The organism is Paenibacillus paludis, from assembly GCF_042610515.1.
Classification (GTDB): Bacteria; Bacillota; Bacilli; order Paenibacillales; family Paenibacillaceae; genus Paenibacillus_AQ.
This window is the reverse complement of sequence record NZ_JBGJZP010000007.1, coordinates 62,960-89,192: the sequence shown is the minus strand read 5'-3', so window position 1 is coordinate 89,192 and position 26,233 is coordinate 62,960. Positions and strand designations below refer to the sequence as shown.

20 protein-coding genes are annotated in these 26,233 nt (G+C 51.2%); 4 read left to right on the top strand and 16 right to left on the bottom strand.

Annotation, left to right across the window (positions count from 1 at the left end; translation table 11 throughout):
* Positions 1-196 precede the first annotated feature (196 nt).
* The 4 genes from ACAN56_RS15415 to ACAN56_RS15400 form a co-directional block, all read right to left on the bottom strand.
* Positions 197-2,203 carry a beta-galactosidase gene (locus ACAN56_RS15415; protein WP_379143917.1) on the bottom strand — a complete coding sequence of 669 codons (2,007 nt, stop codon included), beginning with the start codon at positions 2,201-2,203 and terminating at the stop codon, positions 197-199.
* A 157-nt stretch (positions 2,204-2,360) separates the two neighbouring features.
* Entirely contained in the window at positions 2,361-3,668 is a 1,308-nt protein-coding gene (locus tag ACAN56_RS15410; RefSeq protein WP_038586233.1) for an ABC transporter substrate-binding protein, read from the bottom strand.
* Positions 3,669-3,727: 59 nt separating this feature from the next.
* Positions 3,728-4,561, bottom strand: coding sequence for a carbohydrate ABC transporter permease (locus ACAN56_RS15405; protein WP_342438459.1), 834 nt, complete (start codon positions 4,559-4,561; stop codon positions 3,728-3,730).
* Complete coding sequence (locus tag ACAN56_RS15400; RefSeq protein WP_038586228.1) at positions 4,561-5,442, bottom strand: carbohydrate ABC transporter permease; 882 nt, start codon at positions 5,440-5,442, stop codon at positions 4,561-4,563. The genes ACAN56_RS15405 and ACAN56_RS15400 overlap by 1 nt, the downstream gene beginning before the upstream one ends.
* Positions 5,443-5,575: 133 nt before the next feature.
* Between ACAN56_RS15400 and ACAN56_RS15395 the strand changes: the two genes are divergently transcribed.
* The 3 genes from ACAN56_RS15395 (at position 5,576) to ACAN56_RS15385 (ending at position 9,652) form a co-directional block, all read left to right on the top strand.
* Entirely contained in the window at positions 5,576-7,399 is a 1,824-nt protein-coding gene (locus ACAN56_RS15395) for a cache domain-containing sensor histidine kinase (RefSeq protein ID WP_379143913.1), read from the top strand.
* Entirely contained in the window at positions 7,396-9,057 is a 1,662-nt protein-coding gene (locus ACAN56_RS15390) for a helix-turn-helix domain-containing protein (protein WP_379143911.1), read from the top strand. The genes ACAN56_RS15395 and ACAN56_RS15390 overlap by 4 nt, the downstream gene beginning before the upstream one ends.
* Positions 9,058-9,514: 457 nt before the next feature.
* Complete coding sequence (locus ACAN56_RS15385; RefSeq protein ID WP_379143909.1) at positions 9,515-9,652, top strand: hypothetical protein; 138 nt, start codon at positions 9,515-9,517, stop codon at positions 9,650-9,652.
* Positions 9,653-9,686: 34 nt separating this feature from the next.
* On the opposite strand, the gene ACAN56_RS15380 is transcribed toward ACAN56_RS15385, so the two are convergent.
* The 3 genes from ACAN56_RS15380 to yicI form a co-directional block, all read right to left on the bottom strand.
* Positions 9,687-10,121: a hypothetical protein gene (locus ACAN56_RS15380; RefSeq protein WP_379143906.1), complete on the bottom strand. Its 435-nt coding sequence runs from the start codon at positions 10,119-10,121 to the stop codon at positions 9,687-9,689.
* A gap of 63 nt (positions 10,122-10,184) precedes the next feature.
* Positions 10,185-11,351, bottom strand: a complete 1,167-nt coding sequence (locus ACAN56_RS15375; protein WP_379143904.1) for an SGNH/GDSL hydrolase family protein — start codon at positions 11,349-11,351, stop codon at positions 10,185-10,187.
* 204 nt (positions 11,352-11,555) lie between these two features.
* On the bottom strand, positions 11,556-13,877 hold the full coding sequence (yicI, locus tag ACAN56_RS15370) for an alpha-xylosidase (protein ID WP_076110383.1): 2,322 nt from the start codon (positions 13,875-13,877) through the stop codon (positions 11,556-11,558).
* A 126-nt stretch (positions 13,878-14,003) separates the two neighbouring features.
* On the opposite strand from yicI, the gene ACAN56_RS15365 reads away from it, so the two are divergent.
* Complete coding sequence (locus ACAN56_RS15365) at positions 14,004-14,921, top strand: AraC family transcriptional regulator (RefSeq protein WP_038586210.1); 918 nt, start codon at positions 14,004-14,006, stop codon at positions 14,919-14,921.
* Positions 14,922-14,983: 62 nt separating this feature from the next.
* Here ACAN56_RS15365 and ACAN56_RS15360 read toward each other — a convergent pair whose 3' ends face one another.
* The 9 genes from ACAN56_RS15360 to ACAN56_RS15320 all read right to left on the bottom strand — a co-directional run bounded on the left by ACAN56_RS15360 (position 14,984) and on the right by ACAN56_RS15320 (position 26,212).
* Positions 14,984-16,069 carry an ABC transporter ATP-binding protein gene (locus ACAN56_RS15360; protein WP_379143901.1) on the bottom strand — a complete coding sequence of 362 codons (1,086 nt, stop codon included), beginning with the start codon at positions 16,067-16,069 and terminating at the stop codon, positions 14,984-14,986.
* Positions 16,070-16,083: 14 nt separating this feature from the next.
* The gene (locus tag ACAN56_RS15355; RefSeq protein ID WP_379143899.1) at positions 16,084-16,866 is read right to left on the bottom strand and encodes an ABC transporter permease; all 783 of its coding nucleotides are present in this window, start codon (positions 16,864-16,866) and stop codon (positions 16,084-16,086) included.
* A gap of 1 nt (position 16,867) precedes the next feature.
* Entirely contained in the window at positions 16,868-17,725 is an 858-nt protein-coding gene (locus tag ACAN56_RS15350) for an ABC transporter permease (RefSeq protein ID WP_038586199.1), read from the bottom strand.
* Between the two features lie 37 nt (positions 17,726-17,762).
* Positions 17,763-18,836 (bottom strand): ABC transporter substrate-binding protein, encoded by a 1,074-nt coding sequence (locus tag ACAN56_RS15345; protein WP_379143896.1) that lies wholly within the window; start codon positions 18,834-18,836, stop codon positions 17,763-17,765.
* 45 nt (positions 18,837-18,881) lie between these two features.
* Entirely contained in the window at positions 18,882-20,051 is a 1,170-nt protein-coding gene (locus tag ACAN56_RS15340) for an amidohydrolase family protein (protein WP_038586193.1), read from the bottom strand.
* A 247-nt stretch (positions 20,052-20,298) separates the two neighbouring features.
* Entirely contained in the window at positions 20,299-20,946 is a 648-nt protein-coding gene (locus ACAN56_RS15335) for a GntR family transcriptional regulator (protein ID WP_038586190.1), read from the bottom strand.
* Between the two features lie 164 nt (positions 20,947-21,110).
* Positions 21,111-23,234 (bottom strand): class I SAM-dependent methyltransferase, encoded by a 2,124-nt coding sequence (locus ACAN56_RS15330; RefSeq protein ID WP_038586187.1) that lies wholly within the window; start codon positions 23,232-23,234, stop codon positions 21,111-21,113.
* Positions 23,235-23,284: 50 nt separating this feature from the next.
* Entirely contained in the window at positions 23,285-23,839 is a 555-nt protein-coding gene (locus tag ACAN56_RS15325; RefSeq protein WP_379143891.1) for a hypothetical protein, read from the bottom strand.
* A gap of 447 nt (positions 23,840-24,286) precedes the next feature.
* Complete coding sequence (locus ACAN56_RS15320) at positions 24,287-26,212, bottom strand: cellulase family glycosylhydrolase (RefSeq protein WP_379143889.1); 1,926 nt, start codon at positions 26,210-26,212, stop codon at positions 24,287-24,289.
* Positions 26,213-26,233 lie beyond the last annotated feature (21 nt).

Sequence of the window (26,233 nt, the reverse complement as noted above, 5' to 3'; positions counted from 1 at the left end):
CATTCAGCTGCTATCTTCATGAATCCTATCTCTCACTCCGCCCACAATTACTTCTGCTGCACAAAGTGCAATTGACTTGCTTGCCCCTGCTTTGTACGCGGAATCTAATGTACAAACTGCAATGAAATAGTTAATGAAAGCCAACCTCGCTCCCCTGAGCCTAAGTACAACGAGTCTGTTGCTTTCACCCTTCCTGCTACTCCGCCAGCTCCAGAATCTCCACCCCGTAAGCCTCCATCCGCAGCTCGCCCGAGCGGATCTCACCGTTATAGAGCACGCTAGGGTAACTGCCCGGCAGCGGCACGGTTTGCGGCATCCGGTTCAGGTTCAGCAGGAACAGGAAGCTGCCGTTCTCTCCGCTGCGGATTGTGGCCTGTACGCCATCCGGCAGACCGGCAAAGCGGGTTACTCCGTACTTACCGGCCAAATCGGCCAGCAGCAGTGACCAGTAGCGTTCTTCGGCATGGGTTCCGAAGTAATACACCTGCCCTTTCCCGAAGCTGTTGACAGTGACAGCCGGAATTCCGGCGTAGAAATCATCGCCGTACCAGGCGACAGGCACCGCCGTGACCGGCGTCAGCAGATCGCACCACTGGCTGCATTCGAAGGAGTTCCCTTCAGGGTCCACTAGGGTATGGATTTCCAGGCCGACGGGATCATATTCGTCAACCCGGACACCTGCTGCACGGCTTAACAATCCCGGCAGCGGCTGCATGACGCAGATGTTGTTACTGTCCTTAACGCCGCTGCGGTTCGTCAGAAGGAGTAGACCGCCTGCCGCCGCATAAGCTTCAAGCTGCTCCGCAAGCATCTCGTCCAGCACGTACAGGCTTGGTGCGATGACAATTTTATAGCCGCCCAGCGGTTCCCCGGCACGGATTACATCGCAGCCAATCCCGAGCTTCGTAAGTGCCCGGTGAACCTGCTTGATGTTCCCGTAATAGTCCAGACCCCCGGCCTGTGGCTGGATGTCCAGCGCGGCCTTCTGCTCATGGGAATGCAGAATCGCCACTTCATGCTTCAGCACAGTCCCCTGCAGCCTGCCGCTGAGGCCGTTTACTTCTCCGCAGAGCTGGCTGAACTCGGCGAATCGGCGGCCCGGCACATTGCTGTGATCAATCAGGCCATGCCAATGTTGCTCGGCCCCGGCGACAGCACTTCTCCAGCGAAAATGCACGATCGTATCCGCTCCTCTGGCAATCGCCTGCCAGGCATAGGCGCGGATAAAACCCGGATACGGTGTCCGCCACATCGGCATCCAGCAGCCCGGTGAGCCGCTGAGCTGCTCCATGATCCAGAAGTTCTGCCGTTTAATCCCGCGAGTGACGTCCAGAGACAGCGCTCCGCTATAGGGCGTTGTCTCTTGTTTGTCCGGTGAGGTGTTCGGATAATAGTCGAATGCCGCCACATCGAGGTCGGCGCCCACTGCATACATATCCAGCCGCTGCGGATAACTGTGAAAGTTATGGGTAATAAAATGCTCCGGGCAAATCCTCCGCAGAATATCAATCTGCGTCTTCTGGAACCGGACAACCGAATCCCATTGAAAACGCTGAAAATCCAGCAGGAACGACGGATTCTGGAACGGCGAGCCGCCCAGCGGTACCGTCAGCTCATTCCAGTCGCTGTACTCCCCGCTCCAAACTACCGTTCCCCATGCTGCGTTCACGTTCTCCAGCGTGCCGTACTTTTGCCTAACCCAGCTGCGGAAAGCTTCATTGCAAGTCTCGCAGTGGCAGTCAATCATGCCGAATTCATTGTCGGTCTGCCAGCCGATCACAGCAGGATGACCGCTGTAATGGCGGGCCAGCTTTTCGATAATCCGGCTGCCATATTCCCGCAGGGAAGCGCTGTTATAACAACGGTGCCCGCGCACGCCAGGATGGAACGTCTGCCCATCGGCAAAGACCGGAAGAACATCCGGATAGGTTGTAGTCAGCCAGCGCGGCGGAGTGGCGGTTGGTGTGCCGATCACTACCTGCAATCCGTACTGATGGAACAGCTCCATAGCCCGGTCCAGCCAGGCAAAATCAAAGGTTCCTTCCCTTGGCTCCAAACGGCTCCAGGCGAATTCAGCAACCCGGACCACCTTGACCCCGGTTTCCTTCATTAACTGAATATCCGCCGCCCACAAGGACTCATCCCAGTGTTCCGGGTAATAATCAACGCCGACTTGCACTGCGTTATAACTGTTCAGTGTCATATCTTCCTCTCCTCCCGTTCTGATCCATCCATTTCCACTTTCCATCCTATCAAAAAGACGCCCCCGCTTCACATCAATGATGAGTTGGACGGGGACGTCCGGCAATCCACTTTATCCAATTACGGCCCTTATAGGGCTTTCTGTTTACGGTGAGACGTTATTTCTTCAGCTTGTCCCAAGCAGCCTGCATGCCTTTTTCCCAGCCGGCTTCGTCGACTTTATCGGCAACCAGCTGTTGAATAACGCTTGCGAATTCCTGTGTTACGCCATCAGGGAATTTAGAGGATTGCAGACCGTACACTTTGCCATCCTGTACATATTTCCATACATCCGAACCCAGCAAACCGATATCTTCCGGAGTAGCTTCGATTGTGGACAAGGCAGGGATGAATTTCCATTTTTTAGTGATGTATTCTTTACCCATATCGGAAGTTACCAGCCAGTTCAGGAATGTCTTAGCTTCTTCTTTCGATCCGGATTCTTTGTTCACAACCAGGTTGGCAGGAATCCCAACAGTCAGCTTGTCATTTTTCTCAGCATCATCATTGATCGGCATTGGGAACATACCGATGTTCATGTCAGGTGTAATGTTGTCTATAAGTGTTTGTGCCCAGTTGCCTTCCTGCATCATAGCGGTTTCGCCGTTAGCGAACATCGCCAGGTGAGTGTTGGCATCAGTAGTCAATGAATTTTTTTGTCCGTATTTCACAGTCAGCTTAAGCAGGTTGCTCCAATCTTTGAATACTGGGTTGCCCACGATCGTGGAAGTACCTGCGTTAAGTCCGCTGATGAATTCATCTACATTGTCTTGTTGTGCAAAAGCTACGCTGATGCCCTGGTTACCCAGCAGCCACCACTCTTGATAAGCGTTGCCGAAAGGAATAACATCGATAGCCTGCAATTTTTTAGCTGCTTCTTCAAGCTCAGTGATTGTTTTTGGAGTTTCAGTAATGCCGGCTTTTTCGAACAGATCTTTGTTGTACACATAACCGATACCTTCAAGATTCATTGGCATACCGTAGGTTTTGCCGTCTTTGGTCATCGGTTCAGCCGCCAAAGGAATCAGATCCTTCACCCAAGGCTGGTCGGACAGATCTTCCAATTTATCGCCCCACAGATCCATTTCGGCATAACCGCCGTTGGAGAAAATGTCAGGAGCATCGCCGGAAGCGAATTTGGTCTTCAGCGCTGCTGCATAGTCTGCGCCACCGCCGACAGTTTGGATATCCAGCTTGATGTTAGGGTTTTCTTTTTCAAATTCAACCTTCAGTTCATTGAGGCCTTCAACGATTTCAGTCTTGAATTGGAAGATCTTAACCGTTTTAGTTTCGCCGCCTTTATTGCCAGCGCTTCCATTTTGAGCATTATTTGAAGCAGTATTGTTATTGTTGCCACCGCATGCCGCGAGCACAACAGACATCAGCAGGACGCTGGACATCATCAGTGCAGAACGTTTCTTCATCATTCTAATTTCCCCCTTGAATAAATTTACTAGCTTTAATATTTGGAACGGGAGGCCCGGTGTTAACCTTTCACCGAGCCAGCCGCTATTCCTTCAACAATGTAACGCTGCATAAACAGGTAGAATATTACGATTGGAGCTACACCAAGCGCAAGCGCCGGAAGCGCCATATCCCATTGCTTCGTGTACTGCCCGAAGAACGAGAAGGTTGCCAGCGGAATGGTCCGAAGTTCCGGTGCCTGAAGAATCAGGGACGGGAGCAGGTAGTCATTCCAGATACCGAGTGCATTCAAGACGATCGTCGTCATCAGCATCGGTTTCAACAGCGGGAGCACAATCCGGAAGAAAGCACTAATCGGATTACAGCCATCCACGGTCGCCGCTTCTTCAATCTCAAGAGGCACCGATTTGATGAAACCATGGAACAGGAAGATCGCCATCGGAACACTGATCCCCAGATTGGTGATAATCAGCCCGGCGAAGGAGTTATTAACTCCAATAATATTAACGACTTTCAGGATCGGAATCATGATCGTCTGGAAAGGAACCACCATTGCCGCTACGAACAGAAGCAGCAGAATCTGATTGAACCGTGTGTTGGCGCGAACCATACGATAGGCAGCCATAGCGCTGAACAGCGAGATAAAGACAACACTGATGACTGTGACTATGATCGAATTGCGGAAAGCTTCAGAGAAGCGGGCCAATTTCCATGCATTAGAATAGTTGGACCACATGAAGACTTCCGGCCAGCTTGCCGCGTCGCTTAGGATTTCCCCGAACGATTTCACCGAGTTCGCCAGCAAGAAATAAAACGGAGACAGGAAGAGCAGTGCAAGCAGGATCATGAATACTTCAATCCCGATATTCCATCTGCCTTTTGACTTTGCGTTCATTAAGCTTCGACCTCCTTGCTCTTCGTAACACGGACCTGAATCACAGTAATAATCGCCACAATTACGAAGAACAGCAGCGCTTTTGCAGTACCCAGACCGTAACGGTTGTTCAGGAAGGCTTCATTGTAAATATTCATAGCCACGGATTCCGTTGATTTGAACGGTCCGCCTTTCGTCAGGGAAAGGTTAAGGTCGAACATTTTGAAAGACCAGGAAATCGCCAGGAACAAACCGATGGTTACAGCAGGCATGATCAGCGGCACTACAATGTTGCGCAGCACCTGCATCCGGGAAGCCCCGTCAATCTCAGCCGCCTCCAGCACCTCTTTCGACACATTGCTGAGCGAAGCGATGTAGATTACCATCAGATAACCGGAAGACTGCCAGACAAAGACCATGACAATCGCCCAGAAGCCGGTTGTTGCATCACCGAGCCAAGGAAGATTGAAGAAAGACCAGCCAGTCATACCCCCGAGTGTTGAGAACCCTTTGATGAAGATAAACTGCCATATAAAACCAAGCAACAATCCCCCGATAACATTCGGCATGAAGAAAATGGTACGGAGCATATTACGTGTTTTTAAAGGTTTAGTTAGCAGATAGGCCAGGAAAAAGCCCACTACATTGGTCAATATAACCCCCAGCACAGTAAATCTTACTGTAAACCAGAAGGATGACCAGAAATCCGGATCATTTGTAAAAATCGCTTTAAAGTTATCAAAGCCAACCCAGCTTACATTACCAGATACGCCGTTCCAGTCTGTAAAGGAATAATACATCCCCATTAGAAATGGAATAATCGTAATCAGGGTAAAGAACAATAAGGCCGGTCCGACGAAAAAAAGCTGTTGACCAAATTGGGACAACTTATTGCCGCGCATTTACCCGTCCCCCTTTCTTTTACTCACTTACTTGTTTATGATCTAAACATATTATCCGTTTTTTTGCGGACTCCTTACACCTACGCAAGTGATCTTTGAGGTGTAAAATATTGATCGGAAGTGACAAGAATCGATGAAATGGAACAATATCCGCACCAAGCTGATCGTTTTTTTACTCCTGCCAACATTAGTCTGTATTATGGCTACGATGTATATCAGCTATTCTTATACGACAGAGTCCTTAAGGACCCGGGCCGTGGATGAGAATAAGAATCTGCTGTATCAAGGCTACAAAAATATTAATAGTCTGATCCAGGAAGTGAGCCGGCTGTCTCTGATCGCCTATTCGGATTCCGACTTCTACCGCTTGCTTGAAGCCGGATACGACGACTTGACTGCCGATATTTCGATCTATTCCTCGCTCAATTACATCTCGACCTCCATGCCTGATATTTCACAGGTGTATCTGTACGGCGTCAAAGACGGAAAGGCAACACTGGTGACACAAAATACGACACCCAAACGCTGGCAGGCAACCGCTCCTTATGCTGATTCCCAAAACACCGGCGTCTCCCAGGTTGCTGTGCAGAGCACTCACATGAGCACCGCCTACGGGGTGACTTCACCGTTTCCGCAGTTCACTTCAGAGCCTGTGTTCACGATGCATAGAAGAATTGAGAAAATCCCGTCCTCCAAGGTCCTCGGCTATTTGTCGGTGGATGTGAGACTGACTGCACTTACCGACATTGTGGATCAATTGTATGAGCAGAATCAGGAGAACGTCTATCTGGTGGATGACAGCGGAACACTGGTCTACAGCCACGATACCGAAGCTCTGGGCAAACCGCTGAATGCTACTTGGTATAATAAGCAGATTGCAGCGAATGACCGTGATCAAGGGTATTTTGAAGAAGGCGGGGCTGTATTTATTTATCAAAAAATTGAAAGTCCCGGTCTTAGCTGGACACTGGTGAAGCAAATTCCGGTATCCTATCTGTTCCGCGAAGCTAAAGAGGCGGCACAAATCAATATCCTCCTGCTGGTCCTGCTGATGATTATGATTATCGCCTTGACGATCCTCATCTCTTTCCGGATCACGGCTCCAATCAAGCAGCTCAGCCGGTACATGACCCAAGTTCAGACCGGTAATCTTGAGATTGACATCCGCCCAACGGGCAAGGATGAGATCGGCGTGGTGACTGAACATTTCCGCAACATGATGGATACGATCAACAACCTGATTTTGCGGGAATACCGGCTGGAGCTGTCCAATAAAACCAATGAGCTGAGGGCACTGCAGGCACAGATCAACCCGCATTTCCTGAACAATACGCTGCAGATTATCGGCACGCTTGCGCTTGAACTGAAGGTGCCGCAAATTTATGGCCTGCTCTCGGCCTTGGCCAAAATGATGCGGTACAGCATGTATAATGATGAGAAGATCGTGACCATCCAGAATGAGCTGGACCATGTCAAAGCCTATATTGAGCTGCAGAAGGAACGTTTTGAAAATAAGTTCAGTTTCCGCTACGATATGGAAGAATCGCTGCTCCATGCCCTGATGCCGAAGATGATTCTGCAGCCGATTGTGGAGAATTATTTCAAACACGGCTTTAATCTGTCCCGCAGTGACGGATTCATTGAGATCACAGCAGCGAAGCTGGAGTCCGGGCGGATGGAAATTAATATTCAGAACAACGGCCACTCCATCCCGCCGGCCCGGCTGGAAATGCTCCGCAAGGAGCTTCAGCAGCCCGGTTCACTGGACGTCGCCACACTGAAAAGCAATGACAGCAAACGTGATGCTCCCGGCGCAGGCATCGGCCTGGGGAACGTGCTGGCGCGGCTGCGGCTGGTATGCGGGGATGACGCAATCCTGACCGTGGACAATCTGGAGACAGGCGGAGTAATAGTCAGACTGGAAATTGAAATTCTAGTGGAGAGTGAACGGATATGAAGGCACTTATAGTAGATGATGAAGCAAGAGTCAGAAAAGCGGTAAGGCTCCTGGTTGACTGGGACGCTCATCACATTGATGAGATTCTGGAGGCGGGAAACGGCAATGAAGCGATTGAAGTCATTCGTGAGGCGAAACCGGCTCTAGTTATCATGGATATGATGATGGAATCGGGCAACGGAGTTGAGCTGATGACCTGGGTCAATGAATTCGCCGGAAACACCAAATTCATTGTGGTCAGCGGGCATAATGATTTTGACTTCGTACGCCAGACTGTCCGCAACGGCGGCATTGATTATATCCTCAAGCCGATTGAAGCTGAAGCGATCAATACCGCGGTCTTCAAGGCGGTAGCCGCCTGGCGGTCCGAGGAAGAGGAACGCAGCCAGCGGCAGCAGCAGAGCATCCGGCTGAACGAGATCAAACCGATTTACGGGGAGAAACTGCTCTCGGCACTGATAGACGTTCCCATCAATTCCGAAGCATCGCTGCGCAGACTGGTAAGCGAGGGGGTTATTCCGGGGAATGCCGAATCCTCCCGGCTGATCCTCGTACAGACAGACAGCGGGAACAATCCGCTGCTGAAACGGTTCGGCGGTGACAGCGAGCTGCTCTATTACGCCATTGTGAACATCTGCAATGAATTCCTGCACCCGCAAAGCAAGGGCATCGCCTTTCGCTATTGGGGCGGCCCTCCGGAGATCGCAATCATTCTGTGGGATGTGCAGGAATCTGTAGTGGAGCTGATCAGCCGGATCAATCAGGGTATTTACCGTACCCTGCAGTTCCGGATGCACTTTGGCATCAGCAATACAGGAAGCCTGCCGCACCGGCTGCCGATGCAACGCACAGAAGCCGCCGAAGCATTGCTCCGGCGGAATTTGTTAAGTCATGAGGATTATTGCCATTTCCCTTCTTCAACCGATGCACATGGCCAGACCGTTAGTCCATCCGGGGATGGGAGCGCCAGCCACGGATCCCCCGTCATTTTCGCCCATGTTCAGGAGGATTGGAAATTGGCTGTGATCAGCGGAAACAACGAAGCGCTGTCAGACGCGGCGCAGCATTGGACCCATGAACTAAGCCGCGGAGGCGTCGTTACTCCCGAAATGCTAAATGCCTGGAAGGCCGATGTCCTGCTGTTTCGTACCCGGCTGGTGCGTGACGCTTTGGGCGTACGGGCAGACACCGCTCTGGCAGAGCTGGAGCATGCCGACCAGTTGAACCCGGCTCCTTATACCAACGGATATTCTTTCTCCCTGTTTGCCTGGCGCGATTGGTCCTTTGCCCTGATGCAGCGCCTGTCGCAGGAGCTTTCGGCCAGACAGGTCAAAGAGAGCAATCCGATGTCAGACATCGTCCGGTACGTCGAGCAGAATTATGCATCCGACCTCTCCCTGCAGGAGGTAGCCGGCAAATTCTACGTTAGCCGTGAATATGTCTCCCGCAAATTCAAACAGGAATATGGCATCAACTTCTCCGACTATATCGGCAATGTCCGCATTGAGAAGGCCAAGCTGCTGCTGCAGAATCCCAACCTGAAGCTGTCGCAAATCTCGGAAATGGTCGGTTTCCATGATGTAAAATATTTCAGCAAGGTATTCAAGAAGCAGGTCGGCAGCTCACCGAAGGACTACCGTATCCAGAAAAATATTTAAGATTGCGGGAGCTGCCGTAGCAGCTCTTAGTAGCTTTTTGTAGCTCTTTAGTTAGCTCTTTAGTAGCTTAATAGCTCTTTGTAGCTCTTTGTAGCTCTTTGTAGCTCTTTAGTTAGCTCTTTAGTAGCTTAATAGCTCTTAGCAGCTCTTTGTAGCTCTTCGTAGCTCTTTGTAGCTCTTTGTAGCTCTTTGTAGCTCTTTGTAGCTCTTTGTAGCTCTTTGTAGCTCTTTGTAGCTCTTTGTAGCTACCATTATCCGGGAATTTCGCCCGATTCCGGATGCTGACTGTCCATACGGTTGGTGTCGGTACTCAGCGCTTTAACGGGAATATGCAAACTGGGAAGAACCCCTGGGTATCTATGTGAGATCTCGTAAGATTGCCGCGAGACTCCAATGAGATTTCAGTGAGTTCCCAGTCAGGTCCAAGTGATTTCCAAGTGAGATTCGGAGACCATGGATGACGGTACCCAAGGAAACCGGCAATACGATACACTTAGCGGAGAATCCTCCCGCTATTTTGCTCGAAATGCCCCTTTCGGGAGCATTAGAGGAAAAATTTACCGGTAACTTGAGCGAGTTTCCTGAAATACTTTGAATCAGCAAATTTAGCGGGAGAAATTCCCGCTCCACTATGAGTTGACCTCATAGTCAAAGAAATAGCGGGCACTATTCCCGCAATATATGCAATCCGCACCCAGGCCGCAGCGCCGCCTGCTGTATGCGGCCATACTCACCGGCGGAGGCCCGCCTTCGAGCCGCTGCCTGCAGTCCCCGCAGCGGTCTGCCTTCGAGCCGCTGCCTGCAGTCCCCGCAGCGGTCTGCCTTCGAGCCGCTGCCTGCAGTCTCGGCAGCGGCCTGCCTTCGAGTCGCCGCCTGCAGTCTCGGCGGCGGCCTGCCTTCGAGTCGCTGCCTGTATGCCCGGCAGCGGGCTTGCCTTCGAGCCGCTGCCTGTAGTCCCGGCGGCGGCCCGCCTTCGAGCCGCTGCCTGTATGCCCAGCAGCGGCCTGCCTTCGAGCCGCTGCCTGTATGCCCAGCAGCGGCCACCCGTCAGCTGCACCCATCACCCGTAGTAACTATCTTACGTCTACGTTTACGGACAACGCTGAGCGATTACTCCGCTCCACGCTTTAATACCATGCCAAAAAGGCTTCAGCAACGGCCTTCCCGGCGGTGCCGTTCGGATGCGGGTCATATTCGCCGCTCATGTACTCCGCTCTGATTCTGTGCTCAGCCGGGGCCGGCATAGCCAGCACGGAGGCGATGTCAAACACGCGGCTGACACCTGCAGGCGGATTCGTAAGGATCGCCATATTGACCTTACGCCACGCCTGCTCCCGCTCTTCCGCAAAGTTGAACGGCGGCACGGTGCTCAGAATAATCTCTGCCCCTCCATTCGCCTCTTTGATCTTGGCGATAATATCACTTAAATCCCTGAGCAGCTCTTCTGCCGAACGCTGGCCGATATCAAGATCATTGACCCCGAGCACGATTAGCACCTCATCCCCCTGCTTTGCTTTGTTTATCCACGGGCCATCTGCGGCTACATCATAAGCCCGTCCCCAGCCGGAGCCGATATTCCACAGCCCGTAATCCGTTCCCAGCCCCTCGGCAATCCGCGCAGCCCAATAGCTGTATTGATCCTTCTCTGTCCGTACCCCCTGCGTGATTGAATCACCCAGGAACACCAGCTTCTTCTCCACTTGTTTCTTGTAGCCGATATAGCTTGGCAGCACCAGCAGCTTGTCCGACAAGCTAAACGCCGCTGCCGATTCCTGCCCGGCCAGATTCCCCGGCCCGTCATAGGCTGAGACCAGAATTCCCTCCACGTTGTAGGGCAGCGTTTTGCCGGGGGATGATGTCTTAATCGTCCAGGTGAACGCCAAATAATGTCCCTCCGGCAGTTCCAGGCTCGCTTCATCGCTCCAGAAGGTTTCTCCAGCTTCAACCTGCTTCGTGCGGCTGCCCGCAAAGGTTAGCGGTACCGAAGTCCCGGCGGTTACCGTTCCATCCGGAACGCTTCCTCCGTCTGAGACGTATGCCGCTTCAATGCTCCATTCTCCGCCCGGCTCGCTTCCGTTTGCATCCTGCCCCAGATCCCAAGTCGAATCCACGCTGTTACTGTGCCAGAATTTAAGCGTCAGGCTGCCATTCTCCCGCAAACGGATGTATGTCCGGAAGGTATGGGTGAACGGCTCCGGCGAGTTCATGATATAGTTGGCCGCGCTCGATAATGCTGTTGCTGAAGAGTAGTCCGGCTGGCTGTACACTCCATTGTCTTCTATTATCCTTGTCATATGTAATCCTCCATTATTTAAGCATATCTTAGATCCTCTTAAATTAATTACCGTGTGTTCACAGCATTCAACCTATCTTCACAGCATTTAACCTATCCTTCACATCATTGATCACGTAACCCTCAGCATCCAAAAAGCTCTCTGATGAAATCGGGGACGGAGGTCCCCTGTCATCAGAGAGCTTAAATTATATGCTGTATAAACCTATTTCAGTGTAATGGTGAACGATACGGATTTGCTTCCGGCGTTTACCTTCACTGTAGTCTCATCCGCTTGGTCTGCACCTTCTACGGAAGCGATAGTACCCAGATCCTTCACTGCCAGCGTGAATGCTTTGCCGCTGCCTTCAGCAGCTACCGTTACAGTATTGCCTTTGCGTTCAGCCTTCACGGTCAGCTCAGGAGCGCCCTTGATATCACGGACGGTTGCAGTCGTTGCCGCTCCGTCTTCCAGCGAGTACAATCCGAATTTCACACCATCGGCAAAATCATAATCCGGACGGGTATCTACACTGCCTGTTGCAAGCAGCGAGTTCTGACGGACGAACAGCGGCAGACTGAAGAAATCATGTGTTTCCTTGCGCCATGATCCGCCCTGCACAGTTTCACCGTTAAGCAGGTGTGTCCAGCGTCCAGCAGGCAGATAATATTTCACTTCGCCGTTCTCCTGGAAGATTGGAGCCACCAGCAGGGAATCACCCAGCATGTATTGACGATCCAGCACTTCGCAAGTCGGATCTTCCGGGAATTCCATCACCATCGCCCGCATCGAAGCCCAGCCTTCTTCATGCGCCTGACCGGCCACATCATACAGGTAAGGCATCAAGCTGCATTTGAGCTTGGTGAAGAAGCGGGTAACATCAACAGCTTCATCGTCGTAAGCCCAAGGCACACGGTACGAGGTGCTGCCGTGCAGACGGCTGTGGCTGGACAGGAGGCCAAACGCCAGCCAGCGTTTGAAGACATGCGCCGGAGCCGTGTTCTCGAAGCCGCCGATATCATGACTCCAGAAGCCGAAGCCGGACAGACCGAGGGACAAGCCGCCGCGAAGGCTTTCTGCCATTGATTCATAATCTGCGTAGCAGTCGCCGCCCCAGTGAACCGGAAACTGCTGCCCGCCGGCGGTTGCCGAACGTGCGAATACTGCCGCTTCATTTTTGCCAAGCTTCTCTTCCAATACATCGAAGACGACCTTGTTGTACAGCTGAGTGTAGTAGTTATGCATTTTCTGCGGGTCGGAGCCGTCGAAGTACACAACATCCGTCGGAATCCGTTCGCCGAAGTCCGTCTTGAAGCTGTCTACGCCCATATCCACCAGGTCGCGCAGGTATCCGGCATACCACTCACAAGCTGCAGGGTTCGTGAAGTCCACAAGCCCCATGCCTGCTTGCCACAGGTCAGTCTGGTAGACATCGCCGTTTGCTTTTTTGATCAGATAGCCGTTCTTTTTGCCTTCTTCAAACAGCGGTGAACGTTGACCGATATAAGAGTTGATCCAGACGCAGATTTTCAGGCCTTTTTCCTTCAGGCGTTTCAGCATGCCAACCGGGTCCGGGAATACACGGGAGTCCCACTGGAAATCGGTCCATTGGTATTCACGCATCCAGAAGCAGTCGAAGTGGAAGACATGCAGCGGAAGATCACGCTCAGCCATGCCTTCTACGAAGGAGTTAACTGTTGCTTCATCATAGTCGGTAGTGAACGAAGTTGTCAGCCACAGGCCGAAGGTCCATGCCGGAGGAAGCGCTGGCTTGCCGGTTAGGGAAGTATATTTGCTGATGACCTCTTTGATCGTAGGTCCCTCGATAACGAAGTATTCCAGGCTTTCGCCGGCTACGCTGAATTGGGCCTTTTTTACTTTTTCCGAACCGATTTCATACGAAACCAGCTCAGGCTGATTCACAAATACGCCGTAGCCTTTGCTTGTTACATAGAACGGAATGTTCTTGTACGCCTGCTCGGAGCTTGTACCGCCGTCTTTGTTCCAGATATCAACAACCTGTCCGTTTTTGACAAAAGCAGTGAAGCGCTCACCCAGACCATAGACGAATTCACCTACGCCGATATCCAGCTCTTCACGCATGAAGGTGTTGCCGTCCTGATCTGTGATGTAAGCCATGGATTTGTAACCGCTGCCTGTAATGCGCTCGTCGCCGCGGTAGAAATCCACTGCCCATTGCTCGCCCTTGCGGATGACTACGCGCAGCCCGCCGCTGATCAGCACGGTTTCCGAATCAGTTTCTTCAATCTGTACGTGGTCGCCAGTTCCCTTGGTCAATTCGAAAGCGGGACCGCGGTCAATTACGCCGTCATTATGAATGATCTTCACGCCTACCACACCCGGAAGCGGAGAATGGAATTTTACGGTCAGCAGCGTGGAGTTAAGGGTTGCTGCGCGTCCTGTAATTGGAGTGGTTTGGGTAATTGCCGTCAAACCCTCAGAAGTTTTTTCCACTACATAGTTTTGTACTGCGCCGTTGATGTTGATTCCGTCGCGAACCAGCCAGAGGCCGTCTGTAAATTTCATGTGTGACTTGCCACCCTTCAATTTGGTGTTTATAGTTGCATTATAACGATAATAAAAATACAAAACTAATATAATATAGCTTATTTATAACACTATTCTGATGTTTTTACCGAAAGGAGTCCAATTATGGACCGCACATCACAACGTTTGCTTAAAGAAGACCGTGTGCATGGTGATGTTATGTTCCCGCTAGCCGCCTATTGGATCGAGCTTCCGGCCGGAACCCATGTCCTGGATACGCACTGGCATGAGGAGGCAGAGTTCTTTATGCTGCTGGAAGGCGAGATTCTGTTTCAGGTCGATACCGATTATTTCCCTCTCCGGGCCGGTGAGGCCGTATTCATCGAATCCGGCGATATTCATGCCGCCTACGTGCTGAAGGAAGGCCCTTGCAGGTTCTGTGCACTTGTCTTTCACCCTGATCTGCTCGCCAGCGCCCAGTATGATGCCATTCAGCATACAGTGATTCTGCCGCTGCAGGAGAAACGCCAAAGCTTCCCCAGACATCTTACACCGGAGATTGCCTGGCAGCAGGAATTGCTCCACCATCTCGAACGTTTGATGGAGGCATATGCTAATAAAATGCCCGGATTTGAGTCCTTTATGAAAGGGACTTTGCTTATCATGCTCTCGCAGATCGCGATCGAGGGCCGCTCCGTGAACCATACCCAGTCGGAGGGTGCGGATACAACCAAGATCAACCGGCTGAAGAAGGTCATCCTCTACATCCAGGACAACTACCAGGAACCTATACGAACCCGTGATTTGTCCGAGCTTATACCCATGAGCGAAGGTCAGTTCTGCCGCTTCTTCAAGGCAATGACCCGCAAGACGCCGGTGGATTACATTAATTCCTACCGGATCCGCCAGGCCGCAGATCTGCTGCAGCAAAGCGACCGCAAAATATCCGACATCGCCATGGATGTCGGATTCGATAATGTCAGCTATTTCATTAAGGTGTTCCGCAAGGCGATGAAATGTTCGCCTTCAGAGTTCCGCAAAGGGGCAGTACAGGGGGCCGGGCAGTCGCAGCTGTATCCGTGAGATGAATGAGCCTCGTTGAAGGGTTACAGAACCATGCGGTATGCGGCTCCCTTCCTGACATATCAGAAGGTAAGCGTTTCGTGAACCGGCCACTCAACCACTGCTTCTTCGCCTACCCGCAGATCTAGCTCTCTTCTCGTGTTCTGCAGCCGGATAATAAATTGCTGGTCCAGCGACTTGATTACAACTCCGATCAGATAGGAAGAACCGGAGTAGTTGATAAAGGCCACTTCACCCGTCAGCGTATTAAGCCCATGCCCGGGTACCGGGTGGGGTTCCGGGCTTTGACGCCGCACAGAAACAGCCTCCGGCCGGACCATAACATATGTCGGAGCGCTCCCGTTCCCGGTTTTCTCCGCAGAAATGGGGTTTCCCTTCGTCAGTTCGAAACGCCACATGCCTTCTGATTCCATGACATTGTTGATCGGAAACAAGTTCGATTCTCCCACAAAATCGGCCACGAACGGGTCGGCAGGGTGCATATAAATCTGCTGCGGCGTTCCGGTCTGCACGATATTCCCACCGTTCATTACGGCAATACGGTCAGAAATGACCATCGCTTCCTCCTGGTCATGAGTAACAAAGATCCCGGTAAAACCATACTCCCGCTGCAGCACGCGGATTTCAATTCCCAGCGCCTGACGCAGCTTGGCATCTAGGTTACTGAGCGGCTCATCGAACAATACGAGCGGCGGTTTAAGCACAAGAGTCCGGGCCAGCGCAACCCGCTGCTGCTGTCCGCCGGACATTTGCGCGGGGAACCGTTCTGCAAAATCGTTCAGCCGCACGGAATGCAGAGCCGCCTCCACGCGTTCCCTGATTTCCGATTTTGGCACACCGTGACGTTTCAGTCCAAAAGCTACATTTTCAAAAACGCTTAAGTGAGGGAAAAGGGCATAATTCTGGAAGACGAGTCCAATGTTCCTTTTATGCGGAGCAATGTTTGTGAGTTCCCTGCCATCCAGCCGGATAGAGCCCGAGGTCGGATCATGCATGCCTGCAATCATGCGCAGGGTTGTCGTTTTCCCGCACCCGCTCGGTCCGAGAAGCGACAGCATCTCACCGCTCTCTACAGTAACATTCAGATTGTTGACTACGGGTTTTTGCCCGTAATTTTTTACGAGATTTTCGATGATCAGTTGGCTCATGATGTGCCTCCCCGCTATGTTTTTTTGCCCCACCGCATTATGCCGACCCCCAGCAGCCCAATCAGAATCGTGCCTGTAATAATAATGGACGATACCGCAGCCAGCGAAGGTGACAGATTGAACTGAATGTCTGAATAAATGGTCATCGGCAGCGTGTTGATGCCTGGACCCGTAAGGAATAAGGCGATAACCAGTTCATCAAAGGAAAGTACCAGACTGAGGAACGCACTGGCGAGCAGCGAGGGTCTGGCGAAAGGAAGTGTCACCAGGAAGAAGGTTTTCAGCGGCGAAGCGCCGAGAATGATTGAAGCCTCTTCCACCGACCGTTCCATCCGCGAGAATCCGGCCAGCATGGTCCGCACGACATAAGGAATAATTAAGATGATATGGGCGAGCAGCAGTCTCAGGAAGAACATCCGTATGCCCAGATAGCTGAAGAAAATCAGCAGGCCGATGCCGAACAGCAGTGTCGGAATGACCAGAGGGGACAGAAACAGCCCCTGAAGCGCATTCTTCAGCCGAAATTCAAACCGCTGTATGGCGTAGGCAATCATCGTCCCAAGCGGCAGCGCAAACAGCGTAGTCAAAACAGCCAGCTTAATACTGGTCAGGAAGGGCCCGGTGTACCTCCCGCCTGTCAGCACCTCTTCATACCATCGCAGGGAGAAGCCCTTGGGAGGAAATACCAGAAACTCACCGGAATTAAATGATGAAATGAGGATGACAAGCAGCGGTGCCATAATAAATAGATAGATTAGAGTATTTACTATAGTAAGGAGCGGAAATTTCCTTCTCATATCAAACGACTCCTCCCGGCTTCCTGCCGCTAAGCATCCGTCTGTAGAGACTGGTTACCCCAAGCATGGTCAGCAGTAAAATGACGCCCATAGCAGAAGCATAAGGCCAGTTAAGCAGGTTAATTGTCTGGTTGTAGATTTCTGTAGCCATCAGCTTCACCTTGGCCCCCCCGATCAGGGACGGAGTGACGAAAAAGCTTAATGTAATTGAGAAAACAAGCAATGTTCCAGCAATAATCCCCTGTTTGGAGAGCGGCAGGGTGACGAACCAGAATACCTTTGTTTTCGACGCACCCAGATTGGCGGCCGCACTTTCGAGATTGCGGTCCATGCCTTCCAGCACCGAGTAAAGAACGAGCACCATATAAGGAAGCATGACATGCACCAAAGCAATAATCACACCCGCAGGAGTATACAGTAGCTCAAGCGGCTCCTGGATCAACCCTATTCCGAGCAGGAATTGATTCAGAATTCCTTTGCGGCCCAGAATAATAATCCAGCCGAAGTTGCGGATCACAGCGCTTGTCAACAGAGGGAGCGCGATTAAGATGAGCAGCAGGAAACGGTGTTTGGGCTGAGCCCGGGATACCCCATACGCGAGGCAGTATCCCAGAATCAGACAGATGAAGCTTACGGCAACGCCGATGTACACCGAACGCCAGAGCATTTGCAGATAAAACGGATCTGTGAAGAATCTTCCGTATTGCTGCCAGACGAACGCCGCTTCCATGGCTCCGGATGAGTCCGTTTGATAAAAGCTGAGCATCAGCAGCCGGGCAAGCGGGAGGACAAACACCAGCAGGAAAATTATCAGCCCGGGAGCCAGCAGAATCCAGTAAGGGGGAATGCGTTTCAGCATGGCATTGCAGCTCCCTTCAAATAGTAATGATGCAGTGCTACTGTGAAATCAATTTGCTCCACTTCTCCATCCAATCTGCCTTGTTGTTGTTCACCTGCGCCAAATCAAGATGAATCAGGCCGTTAAACGTATCTTCGCCATTCGGAAGAATGCCTTTCAGATCATCGGACAACTCTGTCTTGCTATTGGTCGGGGAATAGCCGCCACCCTCAGCAGTCAGCTTCTGAATCTCCGGACGCAGCAGGAAGTCTATATATTTCCGGGCAAGCTCAGGGTTCGGGCTGCCTTTCACCACTTGGGCAGTAATATAGATGCCGACGGCTCCTTCCTTGGGAATCGCAAAGTTAATGGGAATTCCCTGTTTGCCAAACGTATAGGCATAACCGGAATCGAACGGAGCTATAACCGCCTCATCCTGGGCGAACAAATTGCCGACTTCGGGACTGGATTTCACAATTGCCGCGGCATTGGGCAGCAAAGTCTTGATTGCATCCAGTCCGGGCTGAATATTATCTTCTCCGCCGCCGTTCATCTTGGCGAGGGCTACCAGGAACTGATTGCCGTAGGTGTTGGAGATATCAACCAAACCGACTTGTCCTTTATATTCTTCCTTCCACAGATCATTCCACGAGGCTGGAGGAGTTGGGATTGCATCACGGTTATAAATCATGCCAAGAGCTTCATAGCCGAAGGTAGGTCCATAGCCTTCAGCACTGCGCGCTTCCGGGTACAGCTGGTCCAGGTTCTCCATCTGCTCCGGGTCGAGCTTCATAATCAGATCCTCTTTGGCTGCAATCTGCTCCTGTCCGCCTGAGAACAGCACCACATCAATGGTTTGATTGTTCTTCTCCGCACGAATCTTGGCCAGCGCATCTGCCGAATACAACGTTACAACTTCAACCTCGGCATTGTACTCCTCTTCAAATTGTTTGATATAGGCACGCTGGGTTTCTTCAATCGCTCCGCCGAAAGAGGTGACCACCAGCTTGCCGCCGGAAGGCTTGTCCGTGGCTGCCGCCGCTGGAGCATCCTTACCCGAACTGCAGGCTGTCGCCGTAATCAGAAGTGTCAGTATACCTGCCGCAGCTTTTCCATAGAACCATTTCCGCATCGCACATATCCCCTTATCGTTCAGATGATGGTATATTCCCTTGGTTTAGCCGTTTGATCTTTCGCCCCAGTTGCGGATATACAGATTGCGTGCATTTTCCGAGAGAACCAGGCTAGCCGCAGTATAAGCATATTCTTCATCAATAATTCCATCTGTCACCAGATCCGTTAGCATTTTACCCAGCTCTTTCTTGATCATCCGGCCACCCAGCCAGCTAACTTCGGGAATCGTGAAACCGTCGGAGCCGTACATCACTTTCGTAAAAGGAGCCATTTCAAAGATTTGCCGCAGCTTCGGCTGCACGCCTATGCTGCTGAAGGGGATCATGGAGGACAAGTCGAGATACACATTATGATACTGATTGACCAGGTAACCGGCTTCTTCAACAAACGGATATGCGGTATGAATGAAAATAATCTTTACAGCCTGATAGTGCGGATCGCTGACAATACTGTGCATCAGCAGCGGACTTGCGAGCTTCACATCCAGCAGCGGGGCATCACCTGCTCCCGAATGCATCTGAATTGGAATGTCATATTCCATGCACAGCTCGAACGCGAGCAATACGAGATAGTCACGGACATCTTTTTCAGCTTCAGTATTGTCCGGTGATTCCAGGAACCGGCTGTAGCTGGCTGCGGCCTGGCTCTTGCTGATCTTGTTTATTTTTAGTCCGGTATGGTAGGCAATTACGGTCTTAAAAGCAATAGTCCCCTGATTCTCCACCTCATCCCGCAGCTCCCGGATGTAGGTCTCTTCCAATTCCCCGAAGGGTACCTTCTCCTCGAACAGCCGGTGATAGGTAGCTTCCACCCGGTGAATGCGGCGGGTCGGAATGGACGACGAGGTCTGATGGAACCAGTCAAGCTCATCCTGGGCCAACCGCGACCCCATAACCGGGAAACCGTAGTCCACCAGCAGTGATTCCAATCCTACATCCTTGAAAAGCATGTCTACATATTCTTTGGGATTGGCTTGATAACGCTGATTACGCTGCAGGATCAGTTCGTCATCCGTCACGCGGGGATCAAGCCCAAGCAGCTGGATCATCTCTTTACGGACAATTTTGAATAACAGAGTGTTTCGGGTGTCACGGCTCTTGGGGGGGATCAATGAGAGGGTGAAGCAATTATCGAAGCTCTTCTTCTCTCTGGTCGGCATGAATGGATGACAATGGTCGTCAATGATGGGCAAGCGGCTGATATCAATCGTCATGGAAATCCCCCTTAATCTTTTGTGAACAAATTGTTTTTGTTATTGTATACAATAATACGTACAAGGATGTTCCTTGTCAACAAAAGTTACATTAGGGGGATGAAAAGATATTTTTATCGAATTAAATGTAATATAACATGACACACAACAAAAAAACCACTCGTTTACGCCCATCGAGGGCGCAACAAATGGCTTGTCCATACGATACCAATGTGTTGTAAGCTGCAAAATGAACCTTTCAGGATACCTACAGCTTATCGTTGTATCCGTAGTTCACCAGTTCATTTCTGGCTCTGTTCCAATTCTGCTGTGTATAATGCCTGGCTTTCTCGGAATCTTTAGCGATGATTGCATCGAGTATGAATTGATGCTCCTCTGTCGCCTTCTCCAAATTGACTCCCGCCACAAACCGGGTCTGAATTTGGTAGGTTTTGTGGAACAGCTTTTCCACATGATAAATGAGTAGCTTATTAGGGCACATGCGGTGCAGGGTCCGGTGAAATTCGATGTCATATTCCTTCCACTGATGGAAGTTAGACAGACTTTTTTGCTCATTCATTCTGCCGATCAGTTCCGTAAGCTGGTTAACATGCTCAGTAGAAGGCTGTTGTGCAGCCAGATAAGCGATCATCCCCTCAACGGCTTCCATCATTTCGTAACATTCCTTCACATCTTCTGCTGTCAGTACACTGACATACGCACCTTTTCGAGGGTACACGGTCACAAATCCTTCGACGGACAATAGTCTGATCGCTTCTCTTACCGGAGTCCGGCTCATATCCAGCTTCTTGGCGTATTCTTCTTCTATAATGGGCTGGCCTTGGGTTAGCTGGTTCTCTTTGATATCCCGAAGAATGCTGTCGTATGCAATTTGCGCTTGGTTCTGCTTGCCCATATACACAGTCTCCTTCACCGGTCATGATCATCACAACAATACGCTGATTATAATACTATCTGAATACATCATCTGTAAAGTTAGATCATCACTGCGAGGCAATTCGTCCCGCATCATTCCTACACGCTGCACACGCTGCTTCAGCCTTCCTGAGATCAATGCACTTATGCTTTCCGGATCACAATAAAGCAGGTACTGTCCGGCAACGCCACCTCTTGACCGCTTTCGTCCATAACGACCACCCTGCCCTGCAGCGCCTCCGTATAACCCTCCTGCAAATAGTGCCGGAACACTTCAACCTTCGCCCTTTCGCCCAGACTGTGTTTGATAAAATCGGCATACTGGCTGGGAGTGAAATAACCGAACTGTTCCTGGACCTCATGGATATACGCTTCTTCTCCCCAAGTGTAGGTATACAGAAATTCCATGGCATCATTCACAGGCATCAGCACCTCTTGTTCACCGGTCACCGAATACTGAATTTGGCGTCCGGCAAAATCCTTAGCATAACGTGCAAGCCAGGCCATCCCGTCCTCCTCCAGAAACCGTACGCGGCGCTGATCACTCTCCGGTTCGCTCATAATTCCGTCACGGATGATGATCACACCGCCGGCCGACAGCACATCAAAGGCGCTGCGCAGAGCTGCGGCCACTGTCCCGTGATTGAATTTGACGCCATCCAGCGGCACATACGAATACAGCTCATGCAGTATTGATGAGAAAATGACGGTGTCTACGCTGCCAGTGTCCACGAAATCCTTCAGGTTCAGCGCATCGCCCTGCAGTACCTCCCAGCGGTGCCCTTCCCGCTGCTTGCGCTGCCGCAGCGCTTCAATCACATTGCTGGAAATATCAATGCCGACCGGAATGACATCCGGCATACGCGCTTCAATCAAATCCAGCAGCACACCTCCGCCGGGTCCGATATCCAGCACTTTGCTGCCGGTGACATACTCCAGAATCACTGCTTTATAATCACCTGTATCATTCATCTGGCTCAAATAGCTGTCCTCGTTATGGAACCGGTCAAAGGCATCGCGGCGCAGATCGAACAGATCGAACAGCAGCAGTACCGCCCGTTCATACAAGGCTGATTTCTCGGCTTCCATACAGAATTCGATCAGCTTCTCCGCAGCGGGTGAGAATTCAAAATCAAAGAACACCGTATCCGGCAAGTGAGCCTGCCTACGGAGCCGGTGGGCAAGATGCGGATTACCGGAAGACATGGTTCCGCTCGTGATATCCTGCCAGGTTAATTCCGACAAATACTTCTCAATAATCCGCTTCTTGTACACATTGATCTTCTTCACGCCTTTATAGTCATAATGGAGCGAATTCATGACAGCCTCAAAGCTGATATGATTCAGACCGGAAAGCTCGGCACCGCAGGCGGTCAAAGCTATCACTTTCAGGAATTGCTCCAGCGAGAAGGTCTGGAGTGCCGACTCCACATACCAGAAGGTAAGGGGCTGCAGCGGTTCCAGCAAGGAAGGCCGAAATCCTTCAGACTCCAGCCTGCTCCATTCGCTGCCGAAATCCTCCCCTTTGGCAATCGGCCCCGATCGCATCCGCTCCAGCCGTTCCTTCATCGGCAGCGGGACATCCAGAGCGCCTGATGCGATTGCCGCAATCAGCTCCATAACCTCCGCGCGCACCTCCTGCCACAGCTCGGGGGAAACGGCGGAAATGATGCAATGGTTCAGCGCGAACAGCAGCCGTTCCAGCTCATCTGCAGTCAGAAGCCCTTCCTCCACCATGGCTGACAGCGGACGGTTAGCGGACGGCGGAACCTCACCGCGAATCTGCTGCCCGATCAGTCCGTGAGTCTCGATCAGCCGGTGTACGATCATCGTCTTCTCCGCATCTGCTACCCCTGCCGCCGTGAGCTGGCCCGCTTGCGCTTTATGCTCTGTTGCCGGATCTCCCCCGGCATACCGCCAGTACAGCTGTGCCGAGCCAATATTATGTACGAAACAATTAATGCCCTCCAGCTGCCACATCCTGCGCTGGCGGGAAGTTCCGCCTTTTGCCGTCTCCGACCAGACCAGTGTCTCCTCGGCCAGTTCCTTGATCCAGTAGGACAAAGGCAGGCTATCCAGCAGGCGTAAGCTCCGCTCCACATAATCCAGCACAGGATTCTGCTCATCCAGTTCGCGCAGCGATTCCACCCGCTCCAGATTGACAATGGTTTGCTCAGCCTGAACAATATATTTCAGCCAGGGAAATGCCTTTGCGGGCAACTCTTCCCCTTCACGGTACGATTCAATCGCTTGCAATGATTTCAGCATGTGTGTGCCTCCCTATGTAATTGAACAACCCTCTCTATACCATAGCCCTGCTACCGGCCATTTGAATCAGAATCGGCAGGAAGTATTCCGGCGTTCTCATGACAAATAACACACCCATGCCAGCATAAAAGAACATGATGTTGACCACATACAGGATATTCACCCGGAAGGGTCCGTTCCGCTTCTTGCTCCTCCCGCCACAACTGGCCAACAGCAAAATCGATTTCCGTCTCCTGCAATTCGTTTACAAGCGTCCTAAACTGATTAAGTGCAGGTTCGAGCATGGTTACATTGGGCGTATAATCGAGCATGCTCCATCCCAAGCAGCGGATGGCCCCCTCAATGGTTGTGTCTAAAAAGCTCTTCTCCAGTTGCATCCGGTCTCTTGACCATGGCATTTCCGAGATTGTAAAGCCGCAGGTACCACTTCCCAGTACAGATTGATCATGCTCGGCCAGCCATATAATGAAATCCTTCTCATCCGATGTTCTTGCAATCCGCGATCCACTCAGTGCAAGTACGGATATCACTACGGAAAATAAGCCGTTTGAACACCTAATCTCCTGATCCGCCACTGCGTCTGATCTTGTTATGGTATTCGCCATTTCGGACCACCCTTCAAATTCCCCCGAAGAATTTGCCGATACAACAAACAGCAAGCTTCCAAAGAGAGGCCTGCTGCTTGTCGTATCGTTTATTTTTACTGGCTCTGCAGGATAATCGTATTCTAACCTGCCAGAGTAAAACCTGGCAAGAAGACTTGTTTGTGCTGTATCCAAATGTTCAAGTGGTCTCCAATTTAAGATTCCCCCATTTTGGGCGAGGACGTAACTGCGGTGAATATTTGGACTTCCGGCCGCTGTTGTCGTAAGAATTTCTTGATTTGACCGCTATATGCGGTGGAAATCCGGTGACTGGTTATGCTTCCGAAGAGAGCTTTCCTACGGAAAGCTTTCAGGCGGTCGCTATCGCTCCTACAGTTCCAAAATTCCCCTCCGTTACTTTGGCCCTTTTGTGTAGTTATTAAGTTCATTCTATATAGCGACATCCCATTAATGTTTCTTATCCCTCTTTGCTCTCCACCAGTACACCCCCGCACCTGCCAAAACCATGAGTGAGGCTACCGCTACCGAGATGCTTAGGATATGATTTCCTTCATCTGATGAGGAGTCATCGCCGGAGAGCTGTGCTGAAACGGCTGTTGCTGCTGAATCGCCAGAGTCTGTCTGTGTATCTGCCGGTGTTTCAGCTACTTGTTCTACCGCTTGTTCTACCGCTGCTTTCTCCTTCGCTTCCTCTGCGGATACTCCTACGATCTTCCCGTTTGCTTTTGTAATCGTATACGGGATCACTGCGCCGCTCCAGAAATGCAGCTTCAGCTGCACTTCTCCATCCTTCACCTCCTTCCAGAATTCGTCCGTGAACTTGATCTCTCCAGTGGTATAGTCTGGATAGAAGGTACGTTTGTACTCCTTGAAGGGAGTCCAATCATTGGGACCGGCATTGCCGCCAGCCGTATAGACGGCTTCCAATGTCGCCAGGCTGCCCCCGTTGAACCAGGTCGGGATCGTGAATATCCCCTCCGGGGCTTGCGCACTAATCAGGCTGGGCGTGTCATAATAAATAATATTTATTTTCCAGTCGGCACCTGCACTGAACGTAGCGGTTAAGGTCGCATTTATTCCATACTTCTTCGTGACAAGCTTTTGCAGCAATGCAGATTTGAGGATTAAGTTTTCTCCGTCAAGCTCATAATCCGTACCTTTCACTAACGCATTTTCCTGATTGAGCAGAGCGGTGAAGGTATTCCCGTTCAAATTCAGGGGAATGACCAGATCCTTAACTTCCGAATCTTTAAGAATATAGACCGAATCCGTTTCCGCGTTGGAGGAGCGGCCCTTCCAGCCCTGCTTCATCACCTGATGAAGCTCCTCATCCACCCACTTGAGGGTGCGCCTATCGAAATGCTGGCCGTTATCCCACAGCATCAGCGGCATCTTTTTTTCCCGGGCATAGTAGGTGATGTATTCAAAAAACTTCAAAATTTCGCCATGCTGAACAGTATCCAGCGATTTATCGAACCCAAGCAGGCCAAACTCCCCCACGATAACAGGAATCCCTTTGGCGGTGAAGGTGTCGTAAGCCCGGTCGAAAGCCTGAATCAGATCCTCCCTGGCCGTGTTATCGAATGTGGTCGAACCTCCAAGGTTCACGCTGAACGCATAATATCCATAGTAGTGGAATGTCGCAATCAGCCTATCGTCGTTTAATTTCGTAATGGTTTTGGCTAACTCATCCAGTCTGGCCTGGGTTGGAGCAGCCGTAAGAGTAGAAAGTACGAGCGGACGCTTATTGTTATTCCCGCCGGAATGACGAACGATAGCATGAAAAGAAACATTCAGTTCATCCAGCATCGTAAAATATTCAGGGGTGTCCTTGCTCCAATCCTCGGAAAAGCGCGGCTCATTCAGGCTCTCAAACATCAGCGTGTCCGGATAATCCTTGAAATGCCCCGCAATCTGCGTCCAGGCCGCATTGAATCTGGCAACCACATCATCATGCTCCGTCTCCATGTTCAGGACCCAGCCCGTATCGTGATGAAGGTTAATGATGACATGAAGATCCGCAGCCAGCGACCAGTCGACGATTTCTTGAATCCGTGCCATAAACTCTTTCTGGATCACATAATCAGGAGCGCCGCCCATCCGGTGCTTCCAGGTAATCGGGATGCGGATGCTTTTGTAGCCTTCAGCAGCAATTTGCTTAATAAATGCCTGGGTTGTACTCGGGTTTCCCCATGAAGTTTCCTCACCCGTAGCTTCGAAGGTATTTCCTAGATTCCAGCCCGGTCCGATGGCTTCGACGTAAGCTTGCATGGCACTCCTCTTTTCTTTGGTTTCTGCATGCGCAGGTAGAGCCGTCACTGTTACGGCAAGCAGCAACATACAAATCATGACGAACAAACGTTTAGGCTTCATTATCCGGCTCCCTTCCTAATA